This is a genomic window from Photobacterium satsumensis (assembly GCF_050336935.1).
Classification (GTDB): domain Bacteria; phylum Pseudomonadota; class Gammaproteobacteria; order Enterobacterales; family Vibrionaceae; genus Photobacterium; species Photobacterium satsumensis.
In genome coordinates this window covers 119000-134960 of sequence record NZ_JAKJSK010000013.1, presented here as the reverse complement: position 1 = coordinate 134960, position 15961 = coordinate 119000, and the positions used below count along the sequence as shown (strand labels likewise).

The window sequence follows — 15961 nt, the reverse complement described above, 5'->3', positions numbered from 1 at the left end:
CGCCAATTAGGCGCATTTTTCTTCAATTAAGATAAGGGTAGATATTCAGGCGACGCTACCCAGCTCAGGCTCTTTCAATACTTTTGAGGGCGATAAAGTCAGTTCGAACTCTTTTTGCAACAAACCTTCCAATTTTGGATAAAAATCCTCTAACGTTTGCTGTACCGCTTTCTCATGCTTAGCTGGGACCGGATCCTTCACCCATTCGCCAGCACCGTCGTAACGACCGAAACCATAATGATAGTCAAACCCTTCATCATTGGCCTCAATAATGAACCACCACCCCCAGAACTCACGCTCATCAGGCGCCTTTTTGGCACTCACACAGCTTGAAAGGCAATCAAAGAAAAAGTGCCCTTCAGAAGACAGAGGCTGACGTAAATAAGGTCCCAAGGCCGTCAGTTTCGTCATCAAACGCCCATGGGGCGGGAAAGTCTTTTCGGTCGTCATAGTCATCTCCATCCCTAGCAATAATTTACCTATTCCATTTAAGCTATAAACCGCCCGCTTGGCAACAATTTATTTACAAAACAGACATCTTGATGAAAAGTTCTTGATAATGAGACTCGCTAGTCGAGCTTTTCCTTCAGCCAGTCAACCACCGTGGTCATGGCGCGGTGGTAGCCATCATGCAGCGGCTTCTCCGGTAAAGTAACCGCCTTGCCGCCGCGGCTCGACATCGCAATCAGCTGGTTATCGAACTCCGAACACACAGGATCGCCCTTGAGCCCAATACCCAACATCGGCACATCAATTTTGCGGCGGCCCAATAAGCCCTGATGTTTGAGTGACCATGCAGGAAGGTGGGAAACCAAACTGCTCTTTGAAACACCATTTTTCCCCAACCGAGAGGCAATCATGTCTAGATACATCCTTGGCATGGCATCCAACCGCTTAGAGTCGGCCAATCCACTGTGGATGATCCCGCCGACGCTGACACAGGTTTTCAAGCGAGCAGGCTCAAGGAACCCCAAACGGATAGCAGCATTGCCACCAAAACGCAGTCCCAGCATAGCTACACGAGTATGATCGACCCATGGCACATCCATAACTTGCTGCAGCAGCGCTTGGTGAAGTCGGCTGGTATCTTCGGTCAATGACCAATGGCTACTGTGACCGACCGAAGGCATATCCAGGGTGATCATCGCAAAGCCCGCAGGCCCGAGGTATTTTTGATACAGGCGCAATAGGTCTGACTGCAGGGTATCTAAACCGCCACTGACAATCACAGTTGGTAGTAGCTTGTCGGTACGAGGCAAATGAATGAAGGCCTGGAAGGTCTTGTTCTCGTATTTAACATCGATGGTGCGCATTTGATGCGGCATGTTTTCCATTGCATCGCGGTAAGCCTGATTGGCTTGCAACTCGGCTTGAGCAGACAGAGCATCCCCTTTCAGGTGTGGGTAGGCACCGATGCTGTAATACATACTGGCAGTGATTAACAGCTCTGCCGCTTTTTCCTTTTCGCCCTGATCAAGTAACGCTCGCGCAGCCTTGTGGTACATCCCCCCCGATTGGCACCATTCATACACCCAGTTGCCCGGCTTGTAGCCGATGACAGTGTCGAGCAAGTCATCACGGGTACGTGGCGCTTCAGATTTAGCCATCCGCGCAAGGATCGCTTCCAGTTCTATCGGGTCGACCCCCTGCCAGATCCACTGAGGACGGCGCATCACTCGGTACCACCCGACTTCACTGTCACCATCAAGAGCACTGTGGATGGGGGTATCGACGATATTGGCCAACTTCACCAAGCTCGAGGTTTCTTTGGAGGTTTGCCTCGGGGCAAAGAGCTTTTCGGAAAGATTGGTATTGGACGATTCAGACACGTTCAGCTCCATATTGATTCGCACACGCCGCATAAAACGAACATGGCAGCCTCAGCATAGTCGCCAGCGCCCAATATCAGTTCAGTTATCGCATGTGCTTATAGTGTTTATCTTTTTAAAGTATACCACCCAACAGATACTTACTGTATGAGTCGGCAGACAATTCCTATCAGATGCAGAAGCGGTACTGGGGAATTTTCAGGAGTCAGCTATGCTTTTACTTACCTATCAGTATTTCATACGGTGGTAAGTATGCGATATGCCCTTTATCTATGTACTTCGCTTTTTTTCTCTTCTTCAGTACTCGCTTTTGGCAGCGGCGGTTCTTTGGGGGGCAACCCCGGCGAGGCTTCGGGTGGCGTCAATGCCAAAACGCCAGTATGCCTAGATGTATCTGGCGAACGGATCCCCGATAGCTTCCAAACTAAATATCAACGCCAATGTACCCTCACTGGCAATACTATGATTGATCTCATCAATTACAACAACTACTACCGCAACAAGCCCAAAGGCGAATCCCTATCGGACATAAAAGCAAAAAGTCGTAATAGTTAGCCGTGATAACTTTCAAGTAAAAAGATAGTTGCTGTCATGAAGATAGTTTTCAGGCATAAAAAAAGGAGCCCAAGGCTCCTTTTTTATTCACTCAAGTTTACTCGCTCAAGCGCTATTATTTTTTCGCAATTGGATCAACGAAAGTCACGGCCATGTCCCATGGCTGCTCGATCCAAGTTTCCTGAGGAATGTCTACCACGTAGTCATCAACCAGGTGCTGACCTGCAGGCTTCGCACATACAGTCACAAATTTTGCTTTAGGGTACATCTTACGGATCATTTCCGCCGTACCGCCAGTATCCACCAGGTCATCGATAACGATGAATCCTTCACCATCACCTTCAGCTTGCTTCAGAACAGTCATCTCACGTTGGTGATCGTGGTCGTAGCTAGAGATACACACTGTATCAACATAACGAATACCAAGTTCACGCGCCAAGATTGCAGATGGAACCAAGCCACCGCGACTAACGGCAATGATACCTTTCCACTGATCTGCAGGAAGTAGTTTCTCTGCTAGCTGGCGGGTATACATTTGCATGTTGTCCCAAGTGATGATGAACTTATTACTCATATCCGATGAACCTCTGAGTCAGCGATATCGCCGCTGGATGGATTTATAAACTGTTATAGGAAAATAATTTTAGCAATAAATAGGGCTGAAATAACCCAAACGCTAATATTAACATCTCTTCCCTTGCCGCTCATTACTTTGACAGCAGCATAGGTAATAAAGCCAAGGCCGATGCCTTCAGCAATAGAATATGTTAACGGCATCAGCAGGCAAACTACAACTACTGGTGCTGCTTCTGTTAGGTCGCGCCAATCTATGCTAACCAATCCTGACATCATCAAGATGGCTACGTAGAACAATGCACCTGCTGTCGCATAGGCAGGCACCATACCTGCTAGCGGCGCAAAGAACAATGCCAACAGGAACAAAACGCCAACCGTCACAGCGGTTAGACCGGTACGGCCACCGACGGCCACACCTGAAACACTTTCAACAAATGATGTCGTGTTCGATGTACCCAGTACCGCACCCACAGATGTCGCAGTACTGTCTGCAAGTAATGCACGGTTAAGGCGAGGAAGCTTACCGTCTTTGTCCATTAGGTTGGCTTTATTCGCAACACCGACCAATGTGCCTGCTGTGTCGAACAAATCGACGAACAAGAATGCAAAAACGACTGAGATTAACCCCACTTCAAGCGCACCTGAAAAGTCCATTTGCATAAATGTTGGTGCAATACTTGGTGGCATAGACACGATACCGCCATATTGGATATCACCAAACAGGATACCAAGCACGGTTACTGCTAAAATCGCTATCAATACTGCTGCTTTATAACCACGGTGCACCAGCGCAATGGTTAGGAAAAAGCCCAACGCAGCCATTGCCGCCGGGAAGCTGGTGAAATCGCCCACTTGAACCAGTGTTGCAGGGTTTGCGACAACAATACCCGAACTCTGTAAGCCAATGAACGCAAGAAATAAGCCAATACCTGCAGAAATACCGGTGCGAAGTGACAGCGGTATCGCATTGATGATCCACTCTCGCACACGGAGAATGCTTAATAGAATAAAGCATAAGCCCGAAAGGAATACCGCGGCCAGTGCTACCTGCCAGGTATGGCCCATACCGAGTACAACGCCATAGGTAAAGAATGCATTCAAGCCCATACCTGGAGCTTGTGCAACTGGGTAGTTAGCCACAAAACCCATGATGAAGCAGCCAACAACTGCCGCTAAACAGGTTGCAACAAATACTGCACCCGCATCCATCCCTGTTGCCGACAACATTGTCGGATTAACAAAGATGATGTATGCCATGGTTAGAAAGGTCGTTAAACCAGCCAACAGCTCTGTACGAACATCCGTACCGTGCTCTTTGAGTTTAAAAAGTTTCTCAAGCATTGCTCTCGATTCCTTGGAGATATTAAGCAATTTGGGGACGTACCGAACCCGTATCCCGGATTCCACACATCACGAACATTCAAGAAATAGAAAACGATTGCGTCCCTATTTTGGACGGCGATTATATGCTCGATTATTATCAATTTCCAGTAAATAACGCAATTATCATCAATAGATGCGAGCAACCGAATAAAAAACCAACCACCTCAAACAAATATCAAATAAAATAGAACAAAATCAATAGCTTAATAAATTAACAGCGTGATTACATTTCGTTCAATTACTATTTTACACCTATGCGCAATCGTTAATATGAAGCGGAAGAGTTCTCTATTTAACAGCTAACACCGAATGTAATCGAATACACCTAAAAGGTATGGGATAAGGTGATATAAAACACGTATTAGTAGGATAAAGAAAGAGTGATAGGTGAATCAAAGAGATAAAAAAAAACGCCACTTCAACTAGAAGTGGCGTCAAGAATGTAACTACAAACCGAAGTGCGGTTTTAAGAGATTCTTAAACAAAGGGGGTGAACAAAAAATTTGACCACTTAGATCTGCCCGGCCGTGTAAACCGGACAAACCGCAGAATTAATAACCGAACGAGCTTGGGTATTTAAAGTTGCCTGTGTATACAGCGCGGTTGTTCCAAAATTTATTTACAGATTCAAATACTTTCATTTTTATCACCTTAACTATTAAGTAATGAGTGCACACATTTGTGTGTGCTTGGCACCTTGGCCTGACTTCAACTCGGTTCCTTGGAGGCGATATCTCGGGCTCATCCTAGAGCAAAATTTTGTGTCGTTCGTCTTCGTTCAGAAGATGGGACAACTATAACCTTGACGTAATAAACTTTCAAGCATTTTCTTTAAGTTCATCACACTTTTGCCAGTATTGAGTGATAGGACAACAAATTCTGTAATTAAATTACATTGCACAAGTTCACATTTTCACCACTTTGAGACCAAAGTGTAACCCCCGCCCCCTTGAACAGCAACATGGATACAACATACCTTATTCAAGTAAACACATATCGGTGGCAGCGGGCGAGGGAAAAGATGGTGGCATTTTCATATCTACGAAAAATATCTATTGGCAAACGGCTTTATCTACTGAGCTTTATCGTGACAACTTTGACCCTATTGCCACTGATAGTGTTTATTGCCAACTATCAAACCAATATCATAGAACAGAAAAGGCTCAAGACCCGACACCTTGTGGAAAGTGCCCATAGCTTGCTTGGTCATTACTATTCCCTGGAGCAACAAGGTGTTCTCACTCAAGTGCAAGCCAAGCAACAGGCGGTTGAAGCACTGGCCACTTTACGTTACGAACAGAAGGATTATTTCTGGATCAACGATATGACCCCATCGATGGTGATGCACCCCTTCAAACCCTCGCTCAACGGCCAGCGTCTGGACAGTTTTAAAGATCCCAATGGCACCGCCTTGTTTGTCGAAATGGCCAACACTGTTCGCCAGCAGGGCGAAGGCTTTGTCGATTACTATTGGGAAAAACCCGGCTTCAGTACCCCGGTGGAGAAAATATCGTTCGTTAAAGGCTTTGCACCGTGGGGGTGGATTGTCGGCTCGGGGATCTATGTCGATGATGTCAGTGCACTGTTCTATAACGAAATCCGCCAATTCAGCCTCTTCCTGCTCAGCGCATTGGCAGTGAGTGCGCTGCTTGCTTGGCGCATCACCCGCTCAATCACCATCCCATGCTATGAAACAGCCCAGGCCATGCATGATATCGCCGAAGGTGACGGCGATTTAACCCAGCGTTTACCCTGCCAGGGCGATGATGAGCTCAGCCAACTGGCACGTTCGTTTAACACTTTCTCAAACCATTTGTCCGAAATGTTACGCGACATAGCCCCGGTCAGCGATCAAATCAGTGCCGCTGCCAGTCAGCTCAACAGTGTCGCAAACCAAACCACAAGCAGCGCCAATCAGGCTTACCGAGGTATCGACAGCGTTGCCGCCGCGATGAACCAGCTCCATGCCAATAATCAAGATGTCGCCCAGTCAGCGCAACAAGCGGCCGACACTGCCGATCAGGCCCAGCAATACAGCAACAACAGCATTGCCGTTGTGTCTAACTCCTCCAAAGAGATGCACGCACTACTGACCTTGCTTGACGAGGCCAACCACAGTGCACACGCACTGGAACGAGACTCACAAACTATCGGTTCGGTATTAGATGTGATCCGTGGCATTGCCGAGCAAACTAACCTGCTAGCCCTCAACGCTGCTATAGAAGCTGCACGGGCCGGAGAGCAAGGCCGTGGTTTTGCCGTTGTCGCCGATGAGGTTCGCACCCTAGCCACCAGAACCCAGTCTAGCACCAATGAAATTGAAACCATCATTGCCAGCCTGCAAAGCAAAGCCAACAGTGTCAGCGGTGCCTTGGTCAAAACCCGGGAGCAATCATCCAGCACGGCCGAACATGCTGATGAGGTCGCCCAAACCCTGACAGCCATCGGCGATCAGATCACCACAATATTAGCGCTCAATCAGCATATTGCCGAAGCCAGCGACCAACAATCACAAGCGGCGGAAGAGATCAACCAGAGCCTTCACCAGCTAACCGAACACAGTCACCAAACGGTTGAACATGGTGACCACATTGCCGCCGCCAGTACCCAATTGCTGGCAAACGGACAAAGCTTGGAAAGCCATATCGGCCACTTTAAGATTTAGCTGTTACCGTTTCAGGCACAGTGGTATCCTTGAGGTTAACCGCGATAGTTAATTGTTCTGAATAACTTTGCAATATAGTTAATTTTTCACCAATTTTTCGCCAATAACTAAAAGTTTATAAAGGAGACTGCTGTGTCTGAAATCAGTCAACTGTCACCACAGCCTGTGTGGCAATTCTTCGACCAAATCTGCTCAATCCCACACCCTTCTAAGCATGAAGAAGCCCTCGCCCAGCACATCATTCAATTTGCTGAAGCTGAAGGTCTTGAAGTGCGCCGCGATGCCGTGGGTAATGTCTTCATCAAAAAGCCGGCGACACCGGGCATGGAAGACCGCAAGGGTGTTGTTCTTCAGGCGCACATCGATATGGTGCCGCAGAAAAACGAAGATACTGACCACGACTTCACAACAGATCCTATCCAACCATATATTGATGGTGAGTGGGTTACGGCCAAAGGCACAACCCTTGGTGCCGATAACGGCATGGGCATGGCGGCTTGTCTTGCGGTACTGGCGTCAAAAGATATCGAACACGGCCCGCTAGAAGTTCTGCTGACCATTGATGAAGAAGCCGGTATGACGGGTGCCTTCGGTCTTGAGGAAGGCTGGCTGGAAGGCGACATCCTACTAAACACCGATTCAGAGCAAGAAGGCGAAGTCTATATGGGCTGTGCCGGCGGTGTTGACGGCTCGCTTGTTGTTGATATCCAGCGCGATGCGACACCAGCTGGCTACCAAGCTGTAAAACTGGTTGTTAAGGGTCTGAAAGGCGGTCACTCTGGCTGTGATATCCACACCGGCCGTGGCAATGCCAACAAGATCCTTGGCCGCTTCCTGTTTGGTCACGCCGAAGAGCTAGGCTTGCGCCTAACATCTCTGACTGGTGGCAGCCTGCGTAACGCGATCCCACGTGAAGCGAGCGCTGTTGTTACCCTACCAGCAGCAAATGTTGATAAGCTTAACGAGCTGTTCGCTTACTACCAAGAGCTGCTAGTGGCAGAGCTTGGCCGTGTCGAAACTGACATCAACCTATTTACCGAAGCGACTGAACTTCCAGCTGATGTGCTTGCAACCGCAGACCAGCAGCGCTTCATCAACATGCTGAACGCCTGCCCTAACGGTGTGATCCGCATGAGCGATGATATCCAAGGTGTGGTTGAAACGTCACTGAACGTCGGTGTTATCACCACTGAAGCAGACAAAATCACGGTACTGTGCCTGATCCGTTCTCTGATCGACTCTGGCCGTAGCAATGTCGAAGGTATGTTGAAGGCCGTCGCTACTCTTGCAGGAGCAAGCTGTGAGTTCTCTGGTACTTACCCAGGTTGGAAACCAGATGCTGATTCTGAAGTCATGCACCTGTTCCGCGAAACGTACGAGAGCATCTACGGCCGTGTACCGAATATCATGGTGATCCACGCCGGTCTTGAGTGTGGTCTGTTCAAGAAGCCATACCCGAACATGGATATGATTTCTTTCGGCCCGACCATCAAGTTCCCGCACTCGCCGGATGAGAAAGTTCAGATCGACACCGTTGCCCTATTCTGGGAACAAATGGTTGCTATCCTGAAGAACATTCCGGTCAAAGCGTAACCGTTGCTCTCTGAGTAACCGATAAGAAAAGCGAACTCCTGTGAGTTCGCTTTTTTGTAAGACTAAGTTCCTAGATCCTAGGTGCGGGTTCCTAGAAAGAGCGGTTCTGATTCTTGGAACTTACTTCTGCTCTTCGCTCTTCTATCTTTTCCCAGGAACTAGGATCAGCTCTTCCTAGCTTCTCTTTTTGCTCTTCCCAGGCACTAGGAACCAGGATCCGCACCTACACCCTGTTCTTAAAACAACGACAGCTGCTGTGCCCGGGTACCGAGCTCCAACCCAACACTGATCCCAATCAAGCGGATCTCCCGGTCCTGCTGGCGGGTCAAGGCCTCTTTCAACAGTCCGACAAACTGGGCCTTGTCTAACTTGGGCTGGGTATGCTCAACGGTGGTCTGCTGAAAATCAGCAAACTTCACCTTTACACCCTGCTTGGCAATATTGAGCTCAGGGCGGACCCGCTTGAGCCGCTTTTCCAATTCAGGGAACAAGCGCTCTATCACTTCCCAGCATTGCTCATAGCTGCTGATATTTTGCGTGAAGGTTCGTTCTACGCCGACCGATTTACGCTCGCGCTCCACCACCACTTCCCGCTCATCAATACCGTGGGCACGGGACCACAACGACTGGCCGAACTTACCAAACTGCTGCAACAACATATGCCTATCGTACAACTGGACATCTTTGCCGACATACAGGCCTTTGTCATGAAGCTTCTGGATAGTGACCTTGCCCACACCGGGGATCTTCTCAAGCTTCAAGTCGGCGACAAAGTCAGGGATCTGATCAGGGGTCACGACATACTGGCCATCAGGCTTATTGAGATCCGAAGCAATTTTGGCAATGAACTTAACCGGCGCGATCCCGGCTGATGCCGTGAGATTCAGCTCCTCGCGAATGGTGCGGCGGATATCTTCTGCAATCAAGGTCGCAGAGCCATGGCACAGCTCGCAGTCGGTCACATCAAGGTAGGCTTCATCGAGGGATAGTGGTTCTATTTTATCGGTATAGCGCTGGAAGATTTCGCGGATCTGGCTCGACACTTCTTTATAGACAGCCATCCGGCCAGATACCAATGTCAGGTGCGGGCAGAGCTGCATCGCTTTCCCAGTCGGCATCGCTGAGCGAACACCGTACTTGCGCGCTAGGTAATTACAAGTACTGATCACCCCTCGCTGCTCGGAGCGCCCACCGATCGCAATGGGAATATCGCGCAATTCAGGATTGTCACGCATCTCTACCGCCGCATAAAAGCAATCCATATCGACGTGGATGATCTTTTTCTGCGCCTTGGCTGGCTTGAGGGATGACGACGGAGACATGCGAACTTACACCTGGTTACTGTTTTTTTATACAGTAACATTATAGAGGCTAGAGCAAACGGTGTGAAGCATAACAAAAAGCCCGGCAATGCCGGGCTTCAAATAAGAGCAAACAAGCGACTAGGACTTGCCCTATCAGATGATCTGGTTTTTCTTCCACTCAGCTGCACGGGCTTCGCGCGCTTCACGCTTGAGGCGCGCATCACAAGGCTCAGGGCAATCACACTCTTTAGCGATGCCGATCCCGTCAAGGCCGCCACAGCTACCACTCACGCTTTTGCGCTGGAAGATATAACCGACAGCCATCGCCGCGATAACCAGCAAAAACACAGCAAAGGTAGTTAAATAGATAACCATTGTTCAATCTCTACTTTTGATTCATATAAGGGGCAAAAGCATCAGAGATATATTCCTTGAAGCCCTGCTCTGTTTTCACAACCAACAACAATGGGATCTGCTCTTGGTTGGCCAATGCCAGTGCCTTTTCCTCACCCATCACAGAAAACGCCGTCGCTAGCGCATCAGACGTCATGCTTGATGGGTGCAGCACTGTTACCGATACCACATGGTTGGCAATCGGCATACCGCTGTTTGGATCGATCAAGTGAGAGTAACGTACACCATCTTCTTCAAAGTAATTACGGTAATCACCTGATGTGGCTACCGCCATATCACCCGGCTCAATCACTTCCTGAATAGCTCGGCTACCGTCTTCGGTTGGCTTTTCAATTGCGATGCGCCATGGCACACCTTCCAAGTTATTGCCCTTCAGGCTCAACTCACCACCGATCTCGACCAGGTAATCCGCCACGCCTAGATCATCGAAGTAATCGGCGACTACGTCAACCCCAAATCCCTTGGCAATCGAAGACAGATCAACGTACAGATCAGGAATATCTTTAGTCAGAGTATTGCCGTCGACACTCAAGTGGTGAATGCCCACTATCTCGCGGCGCTCCGCCAGCTCTTGCTCGGTCGGAGTCTTCTCAGGACGCGCTTCAGGGCCGAAGCTCCACAGGTTTACAATTGGTCCAACCGTTACATCCAGTGCACCGTCAGTCAGCTTGGCAAGGCGAATAGCCTCGGTCACGACCTTAGCCGTGTCGACTGATACCTCGAACGGCTCGTTAGCACGAAATTGGTTAAATTGACTGAGCTCGGAATGCTTACGATAAGTCGACATCTGATCGTTAACCAGCTCTAGTCGACGGTCAATCTCTGCCTGGATATCCGTGGCAGGCGGTAAGCCTTCCTGCTTAATCAACTTAATTGAATAGTAGGTTCCCATGGTCGAACCGTTAAGGTGAATCAACTCACGTTGATCACTACAAGCTGACAAGGTAAATACCAACGCAAGCATCATCAATGCGCGGTGTAGCAATGTCTTCATCCAACTACTCCCCAAATGAAAGACAGTCATTTTTGTAGCATGCAAGGTAATAACCTTAAACTGCATGCCGTTATTATGCGCTTATTACGAAAAAAGGCTGACCCCAAGTAGGATCAGCCAGTTTTTCAGTGTGTAGCTAATTAGCCACCGAAGTCATCCAGTAGGATGTTTTCGTCTTCAACACCAAGATCTTTCAGCATACCGATAACAGCTGCATTCATCATTGGTGGACCACACATGTAGTACTCACAATCTTCAGGTGCTTCGTGATCTTTCAAGTAGTTCTCGTAGATCACGTTGTGGATGAAGCCTGTGTAACCATCCCAGTTATCTTCTGGTAGTGGATCAGACAATGCAACATGCCAGTCAAAGTTCTCGTTGTCCGCTGCTAGCGTATCGAAATCTTCAATGTAGAACATTTCACGCTTAGAACGCGCACCGTACCAGTAAGTCATCTTACGCTTAGACTTAAGACGTAGAAGCTGGTCGAAGATATGTGAACGCATAGGCGCCATACCTGCACCACCACCGATGAATACCATTTCGTTGTCAGTTTCTTTCGCGAAGAACTCACCGAATGGACCAGAGATAGTACACGTGTCACCAGACTTAAGTGACCAGATGTACGATGACATAATGCCAGGTGGTACATCAGGGTTGTTTGGCGGCGGCGTTGCAATACGTACGTTTAGCTTGATCAAGCCTTTCTCTTCTGGGTATGACGCCATAGAGTAAGCACGGATTGAATGCTCTTTCACGATAGACTCGTAGCGGAACAAGTTGAACTTGTCCCAATCTCCGCGGTATTCCTCAGGAATATCGAAGTCAGAGTATTTAATGTGATGCGGTTCAGCTTCAATCTGAATGTAACCACCTGCACGGAAAGGAACTTCCTCACCTTCAGGGATTTTAAGCACAAGTTCTTTAATGAACGTGGCTTCGTTATCATTCGAAAGAACTTCACATTCCCACTTCTTAACACCGAAGATTTCTTCTGGAAGCTCGATGTCCATGTCAGATTTCACGTTAACCTGACACGCCAGACGCTCGCCTTCACGCGCTTCACCTTTTGTGATGTGGTCAAGCTCTGTTGGCAGGATGTCACCGCCACCAGATTTAACTTTAACGCGACACTGGCCACAAGAGCCACCGCCACCACAAGCAGATGAAACAAAGATACCGCTTGCTGAAAGCGCATTAAGCAGTTTACTACCGGCAGCGGTTGTAATCGCTTTTTCCGGATCGCCATTTACTGAGATAGTAATGTCACCTGATGGTACCAGCTTAGATTTAGCGAAAAGGATCACTAAAACTAGAGCCAGGATAATCAAGGTGAACATGACTACGCCAAGAATAATATCCATTGATTTTATTCCTTATTATCCTGATTACAGCTGAACGCCGGAGAAGGACATGAAGCCCAACGCCATAAGGCCAACGGTGATGAATGTGATACCTAGGCCACGAAGACCTGGAGGTACATCTGAGTATTTCATCTTCTCACGGATACCCGCAAGAGCAACGATTGCTAGCATCCAACCGATACCAGAACCAAGACCATATACTACAGATTCAGCAAAGTTATAATCACGCTGCACCATGAAAGATACACCACCGAAGATTGCACAGTTTACTGTGATCAATGGTAGGAAAATACCTAGCGCGTTATATAGCGGCGGGAAGAAGCGGTCCAGAACCATTTCCAGGATCTGTACCAGTGCCGCGATAACACCGATGAACGTAATAAAGTTCAGGAAGCTAAGGTCAACACCAGAAACAATGGCGCCGTCTTTCAGCAACAGGTTGTAGATCAGGTTGTTCACAGGAACAGCGATCGTTAGTACAACGATAACCGCTACACCCAGACCGAAAGAAGTTTTCACTTTTTTCGATACGGCTAGGAATGTACACATACCTAGGAAGAACGACAGTGCCAAGTTCTCGATAAAGATCGAACGAACTAGAAGGCTAAGATAATGTTCCATGTTCCCCTTACTCCTTCGCTTCGATTTGTTCTGGACGGATGATACGGATTGCCCAGATCATGAAACCAATCAGGAAGAACGCTGATGGTGCTAGGATCATCATACCGTTTGGCTGGTACCAACCACCGTCAGACACTAGCGGCAGGATTTCCACACCGAATAGTTTGCCTGAACCGAATAGCTCACGGAAGAAAGCAACTGTGATAAGTACGAAGCCGTAACCAAGACCGTTACCAATACCATCAACAAGTGATGGAAGTGGTGCAGACTTCATTGCGTATGCTTCAGCACGACCCATAACGATACAGTTCGTGATGATCAGACCAACGAATACAGAAAGCTGCTTAGAGATATCGTAAACAAAGGCTTTCAGTACCTGGTCGACCACGATTACCAGTGATGCGATAATCGCCATCTGTACGATGATACGTACGCTGTTTGGAATGTGGTTACGGATCAGGGATACGAACAAGTTAGAGAACGCACATACGAATGTTACCGCAAGGGTCATTACGAATGCAGTCTCTAGTTTGGTGGTTACTGCCAGAGCAGAACAAACACCAAGAATCTGAAGCGCGATCGGGTTGTTGTCGATAAACGGCGCAAACAGAATCTTCTTCATTTCTTTAGTATCAGCCATTGTTTAGGCCTCCTTCACGAACTTTAGTTAGGAACGGACCAAAGCCCATGTCACCCAACCAGAAGTCGAAGGTGTGCTGAACACCATTTGCAGTTAGGGTAGCACCAGACAGACCATCTACACCGTGGATGTCACCTTCAGGAGCACCACCTTTAACGACGCGGATAGCTGGCTTGTTGTTGCTGTCGAACAATTCTTTACCAACGAACTGTGCACGCCAGTTCGCGTTCTCGATCTCACCACCAAGTCCAGGAGTTTCGCCCTGCTCGTAGTAAGTGATACCCGCAAGCGTGTTGCCGTCAGTTTCAACTGCGATAAATGCGTACATCATTGACCACAGACCACCACCGTGTACAGGTAGGATCAGCTTCTCGATGTTATCGTTCGCATCTTTCACTAGGTAAACGGTTGCAACGTTTGCACGACGGATGATCTTCGCTAGATCTTGGTCACCGCTAAGGCGAATAGACTGAGCTGGATCTTTCGCTGCATTACGCTGGCTGTATTCGGATGCTGACGCACCGTCTTCAGACTGCTCAACGAACTCACCGGTTTCCAGGTTAACAAGCTTAGGCTCGATGAACTGGCCATATGCTTCAGTAATGTTCGTGCCATCTTGAAGAAGACCCGCTACTGAAAGGATATTGCGCTGAACATCAAGCACCGCATTCTTCTGCTGCAGTGGACGCAGAGCAACCGCCGCTGCTGATACCACGATTGAGCACACTAGGCTCAGTGCGATAACAACAATTAGCGTCTTTTTAATGCTATCGTTATTACTTGACATGACGAGCTAGTCTCCGCTTGATGTTGCCCTGAACCACTAGGTTGTCAAATAGAGGTGCGAATAGGTTAGCAAATAGGATTGCTAGCATCATACCTTCTGGGTACGCAGGGTTAACCACACGAACCATAACAGCCATTGCACCGATTAGCGCGCCGTACCACCACTTACCTTTATTGGTAAATGACGCAGACACTGGGTCGGTTGCCATGAACATCATACCGAATGCAAAACCACCTAGAACTAGGTGCCAGTGCCATGGCATGCTGAACATTGCATTGGTGTCAGAACCAATAATGTTGAATAGCGTCGCTGTCGCGATCATACCAATCAGCGTACCCGCGATGATGCGCCATGAAGCGATGCCCATGAACACGATCATTGCGCCACCAAGGATGATAGCTAGCGTTGACACTTCACCGATAGAACCAGGGATACGACCGATGAACGCGTCCATCCAGCTTACTGCATCGCCTGTCACAGTGTTCATCACTGCTGCCTGACCACCGTGTGCCCACTGGCTTAGTGCTGTTGCACCAGAGAAGCCATCTGCCGCAGTCCATACTAGATCACCAGAGATCTGAGCTGGGTATGCGAAGAATAGGAACGCACGACCTGCCAATGCAGGGTTAAGGAAGTTACGACCAGTACCACCGAAGATTTCCTTCGCAACAACAACACCGAAGGTAATACCTAGTGCTGCCTGCCATAGTGGTAGTGTTGGCGGTACGATCAATGCGAAAAGGATCGAGGTTACGAAGAAACCTTCGTTAACTTCGTGCTTACGCACCATACAGAATAGAACTTCCCAGAAACCACCTACAGCAAATACAACCGCGTAAATAGGCAGGAAGTAGGTCGCACCCAGTAGCATTTTGCTACCCCAGCCAGCGTCTGCTGACATGGTGCCGCCTAGCATTTCTGTTAGCCAGTAGTGCCAGTCACCAGCAACAAGCGTTGCTAGCTGCTCACCCACGTACATGTGGTTAAGCGCTGTGATAGCCTGGTGGCCGGTGTTGTACATACCCCAGAACATTGCTGGGAAAACCGCAAACCACACCATGATCATGATGCGTTTTAGGTCAACGCTATCACGAACGTGTGCGCTTGTACGGGTTACTTGGCCTGGTGTGTACATCAAAGTTGCAAACGCTTCGTAAAGCGCAAACCACTTCTCGTGCTTACCACCTGGTTCAAAGTGGTGTTCAACCTGCTCGAGTAAATTCTTGAGACTCATGA

Annotated in this window: 16 protein-coding genes; 3 read left to right on the top strand and 13 right to left on the bottom strand. The window is 48.5% G+C overall.

Annotated features, from left to right (window positions below):
- Nucleotides 1–45: 45 nt before the first annotated feature.
- On the bottom strand, nt 46–450 hold the full coding sequence (gene crl, locus L4D79_RS23715) for a sigma factor-binding protein Crl (protein ID WP_428655071.1): 405 nt from the start codon (nt 448–450) through the stop codon (nt 46–48).
- A 119-nt stretch (nt 451–569) separates the two neighbouring features.
- Nucleotides 570–1829, bottom strand: a complete 1260-nt coding sequence (frsA, locus tag L4D79_RS23710) for an esterase FrsA (RefSeq protein ID WP_428655069.1) — start codon at nt 1827–1829, stop codon at nt 570–572.
- 252 nt (nt 1830–2081) lie between these two features.
- Between frsA and L4D79_RS23705 the strand changes: the two genes are divergently transcribed.
- Nucleotides 2082–2384 carry a hypothetical protein gene (locus L4D79_RS23705; protein ID WP_428655067.1) on the top strand — a complete coding sequence of 101 codons (303 nt, stop codon included), beginning with the start codon at nt 2082–2084 and terminating at the stop codon, nt 2382–2384.
- Nucleotides 2385–2499: 115 nt separating this feature from the next.
- Here the strand turns inward: L4D79_RS23705 and gpt are convergent, their stop codons facing one another.
- From gpt to vcdP, 3 genes are all read right to left on the bottom strand, one after another.
- Nucleotides 2500–2958, bottom strand: coding sequence for a xanthine phosphoribosyltransferase (gene gpt / locus L4D79_RS23700; protein WP_428655065.1), 459 nt, complete (start codon nt 2956–2958; stop codon nt 2500–2502).
- A gap of 53 nt (nt 2959–3011) precedes the next feature.
- Entirely contained in the window at nt 3012–4301 is a 1290-nt protein-coding gene (locus L4D79_RS23695) for an NCS2 family permease (protein WP_428456020.1), read from the bottom strand.
- Nucleotides 4302–4894: 593 nt separating this feature from the next.
- A complete protein-coding gene (gene vcdP / locus L4D79_RS29925; RefSeq protein ID WP_489685944.1) occupies nt 4895–4984 on the bottom strand; it encodes a small protein VcdP in 90 nt (29 codons plus the stop codon).
- A gap of 380 nt (nt 4985–5364) precedes the next feature.
- On the opposite strand from vcdP, the gene L4D79_RS23690 reads away from it, so the two are divergent.
- Together L4D79_RS23690 and L4D79_RS23685 are read left to right on the top strand one after the other, a co-directional pair.
- On the top strand, nt 5365–7008 hold the full coding sequence (locus L4D79_RS23690) for a methyl-accepting chemotaxis protein (protein ID WP_428655061.1): 1644 nt from the start codon (nt 5365–5367) through the stop codon (nt 7006–7008).
- 132 nt (nt 7009–7140) lie between these two features.
- Entirely contained in the window at nt 7141–8601 is a 1461-nt protein-coding gene (locus L4D79_RS23685) for an aminoacyl-histidine dipeptidase (protein WP_428655058.1), read from the top strand.
- Nucleotides 8602–8837: 236 nt separating this feature from the next.
- Here the strand turns inward: L4D79_RS23685 and dinB are convergent, their stop codons facing one another.
- From dinB to L4D79_RS23645, 8 genes are all read right to left on the bottom strand, one after another.
- On the bottom strand, nt 8838–9923 hold the full coding sequence (gene dinB / locus L4D79_RS23680; RefSeq protein WP_428655056.1) for a DNA polymerase IV: 1086 nt from the start codon (nt 9921–9923) through the stop codon (nt 8838–8840).
- Nucleotides 9924–10058: 135 nt separating this feature from the next.
- Nucleotides 10059–10280, bottom strand: a complete 222-nt coding sequence (gene nqrM, locus L4D79_RS23675) for a (Na+)-NQR maturation NqrM (RefSeq protein WP_428655054.1) — start codon at nt 10278–10280, stop codon at nt 10059–10061.
- Nucleotides 10281–10290: 10 nt separating this feature from the next.
- On the bottom strand, nt 10291–11313 hold the full coding sequence (locus L4D79_RS23670; RefSeq protein WP_428655052.1) for an FAD:protein FMN transferase: 1023 nt from the start codon (nt 11311–11313) through the stop codon (nt 10291–10293).
- A gap of 140 nt (nt 11314–11453) precedes the next feature.
- Nucleotides 11454–12677, bottom strand: a complete 1224-nt coding sequence (nqrF, locus tag L4D79_RS23665) for an NADH:ubiquinone reductase (Na(+)-transporting) subunit F (protein ID WP_428655050.1) — start codon at nt 12675–12677, stop codon at nt 11454–11456.
- Between the two features lie 24 nt (nt 12678–12701).
- Nucleotides 12702–13298 carry an NADH:ubiquinone reductase (Na(+)-transporting) subunit E gene (nqrE, locus tag L4D79_RS23660; protein WP_039460611.1) on the bottom strand — a complete coding sequence of 199 codons (597 nt, stop codon included), beginning with the start codon at nt 13296–13298 and terminating at the stop codon, nt 12702–12704.
- A 7-nt stretch (nt 13299–13305) separates the two neighbouring features.
- Entirely contained in the window at nt 13306–13938 is a 633-nt protein-coding gene (locus L4D79_RS23655; RefSeq protein ID WP_428655048.1) for an NADH:ubiquinone reductase (Na(+)-transporting) subunit D, read from the bottom strand.
- Nucleotides 13931–14725, bottom strand: coding sequence for a Na(+)-translocating NADH-quinone reductase subunit C (locus tag L4D79_RS23650; protein ID WP_428655046.1), 795 nt, complete (start codon nt 14723–14725; stop codon nt 13931–13933). The genes L4D79_RS23655 and L4D79_RS23650 overlap by 8 nt, the downstream gene beginning before the upstream one ends.
- On the bottom strand, nt 14715–15959 hold the full coding sequence (locus L4D79_RS23645; protein ID WP_428655044.1) for an NADH:ubiquinone reductase (Na(+)-transporting) subunit B: 1245 nt from the start codon (nt 15957–15959) through the stop codon (nt 14715–14717). Before L4D79_RS23645 ends, L4D79_RS23650 begins: the two co-directional genes overlap by 11 nt.
- Between the last annotated feature and the right edge of the window lie 2 nt (nt 15960–15961).

What these genes read in the sequence shown, in the direction of transcription:
- crl (WP_428655071.1), bottom strand. Translation starts at nt 450, where the DNA reads ATGACGACCGAAAAGACTTTCCCGCCCCATGGGCGTTTGATGACGAAA.
- L4D79_RS23705 (WP_428655067.1), top strand. Translation starts at nt 2,082, where the DNA reads ATGCGATATGCCCTTTATCTATGTACTTCGCTTTTTTTCTCTTCTTCA.
- gpt (WP_428655065.1), bottom strand. Translation starts at nt 2,958, where the DNA reads ATGAGTAATAAGTTCATCATCACTTGGGACAACATGCAAATGTATACC.
- L4D79_RS23695 (WP_428456020.1), bottom strand. Translation starts at nt 4,301, where the DNA reads ATGCTTGAGAAACTTTTTAAACTCAAAGAGCACGGTACGGATGTTCGT.
- vcdP (WP_489685944.1), bottom strand. Translation starts at nt 4,984, where the DNA reads ATGAAAGTATTTGAATCTGTAAATAAATTTTGGAACAACCGCGCTGTA.
- L4D79_RS23690 (WP_428655061.1), top strand. Translation starts at nt 5,365, where the DNA reads ATGGTGGCATTTTCATATCTACGAAAAATATCTATTGGCAAACGGCTT.
- dinB (WP_428655056.1), bottom strand. Translation starts at nt 9,923, where the DNA reads ATGTCTCCGTCGTCATCCCTCAAGCCAGCCAAGGCGCAGAAAAAGATC.
- nqrM (WP_428655054.1), bottom strand. Translation starts at nt 10,280, where the DNA reads ATGGTTATCTATTTAACTACCTTTGCTGTGTTTTTGCTGGTTATCGCG.
- L4D79_RS23670 (WP_428655052.1), bottom strand. Translation starts at nt 11,313, where the DNA reads ATGAAGACATTGCTACACCGCGCATTGATGATGCTTGCGTTGGTATTT.
- nqrF (WP_428655050.1), bottom strand. Translation starts at nt 12,677, where the DNA reads ATGGATATTATTCTTGGCGTAGTCATGTTCACCTTGATTATCCTGGCT.
- nqrE (WP_039460611.1), bottom strand. Translation starts at nt 13,298, where the DNA reads ATGGAACATTATCTTAGCCTTCTAGTTCGTTCGATCTTTATCGAGAAC.
- L4D79_RS23655 (WP_428655048.1), bottom strand. Translation starts at nt 13,938, where the DNA reads ATGGCTGATACTAAAGAAATGAAGAAGATTCTGTTTGCGCCGTTTATC.
- L4D79_RS23650 (WP_428655046.1), bottom strand. Translation starts at nt 14,725, where the DNA reads ATGTCAAGTAATAACGATAGCATTAAAAAGACGCTAATTGTTGTTATC.
- L4D79_RS23645 (WP_428655044.1), bottom strand. Translation starts at nt 15,959, where the DNA reads ATGAGTCTCAAGAATTTACTCGAGCAGGTTGAACACCACTTTGAACCA.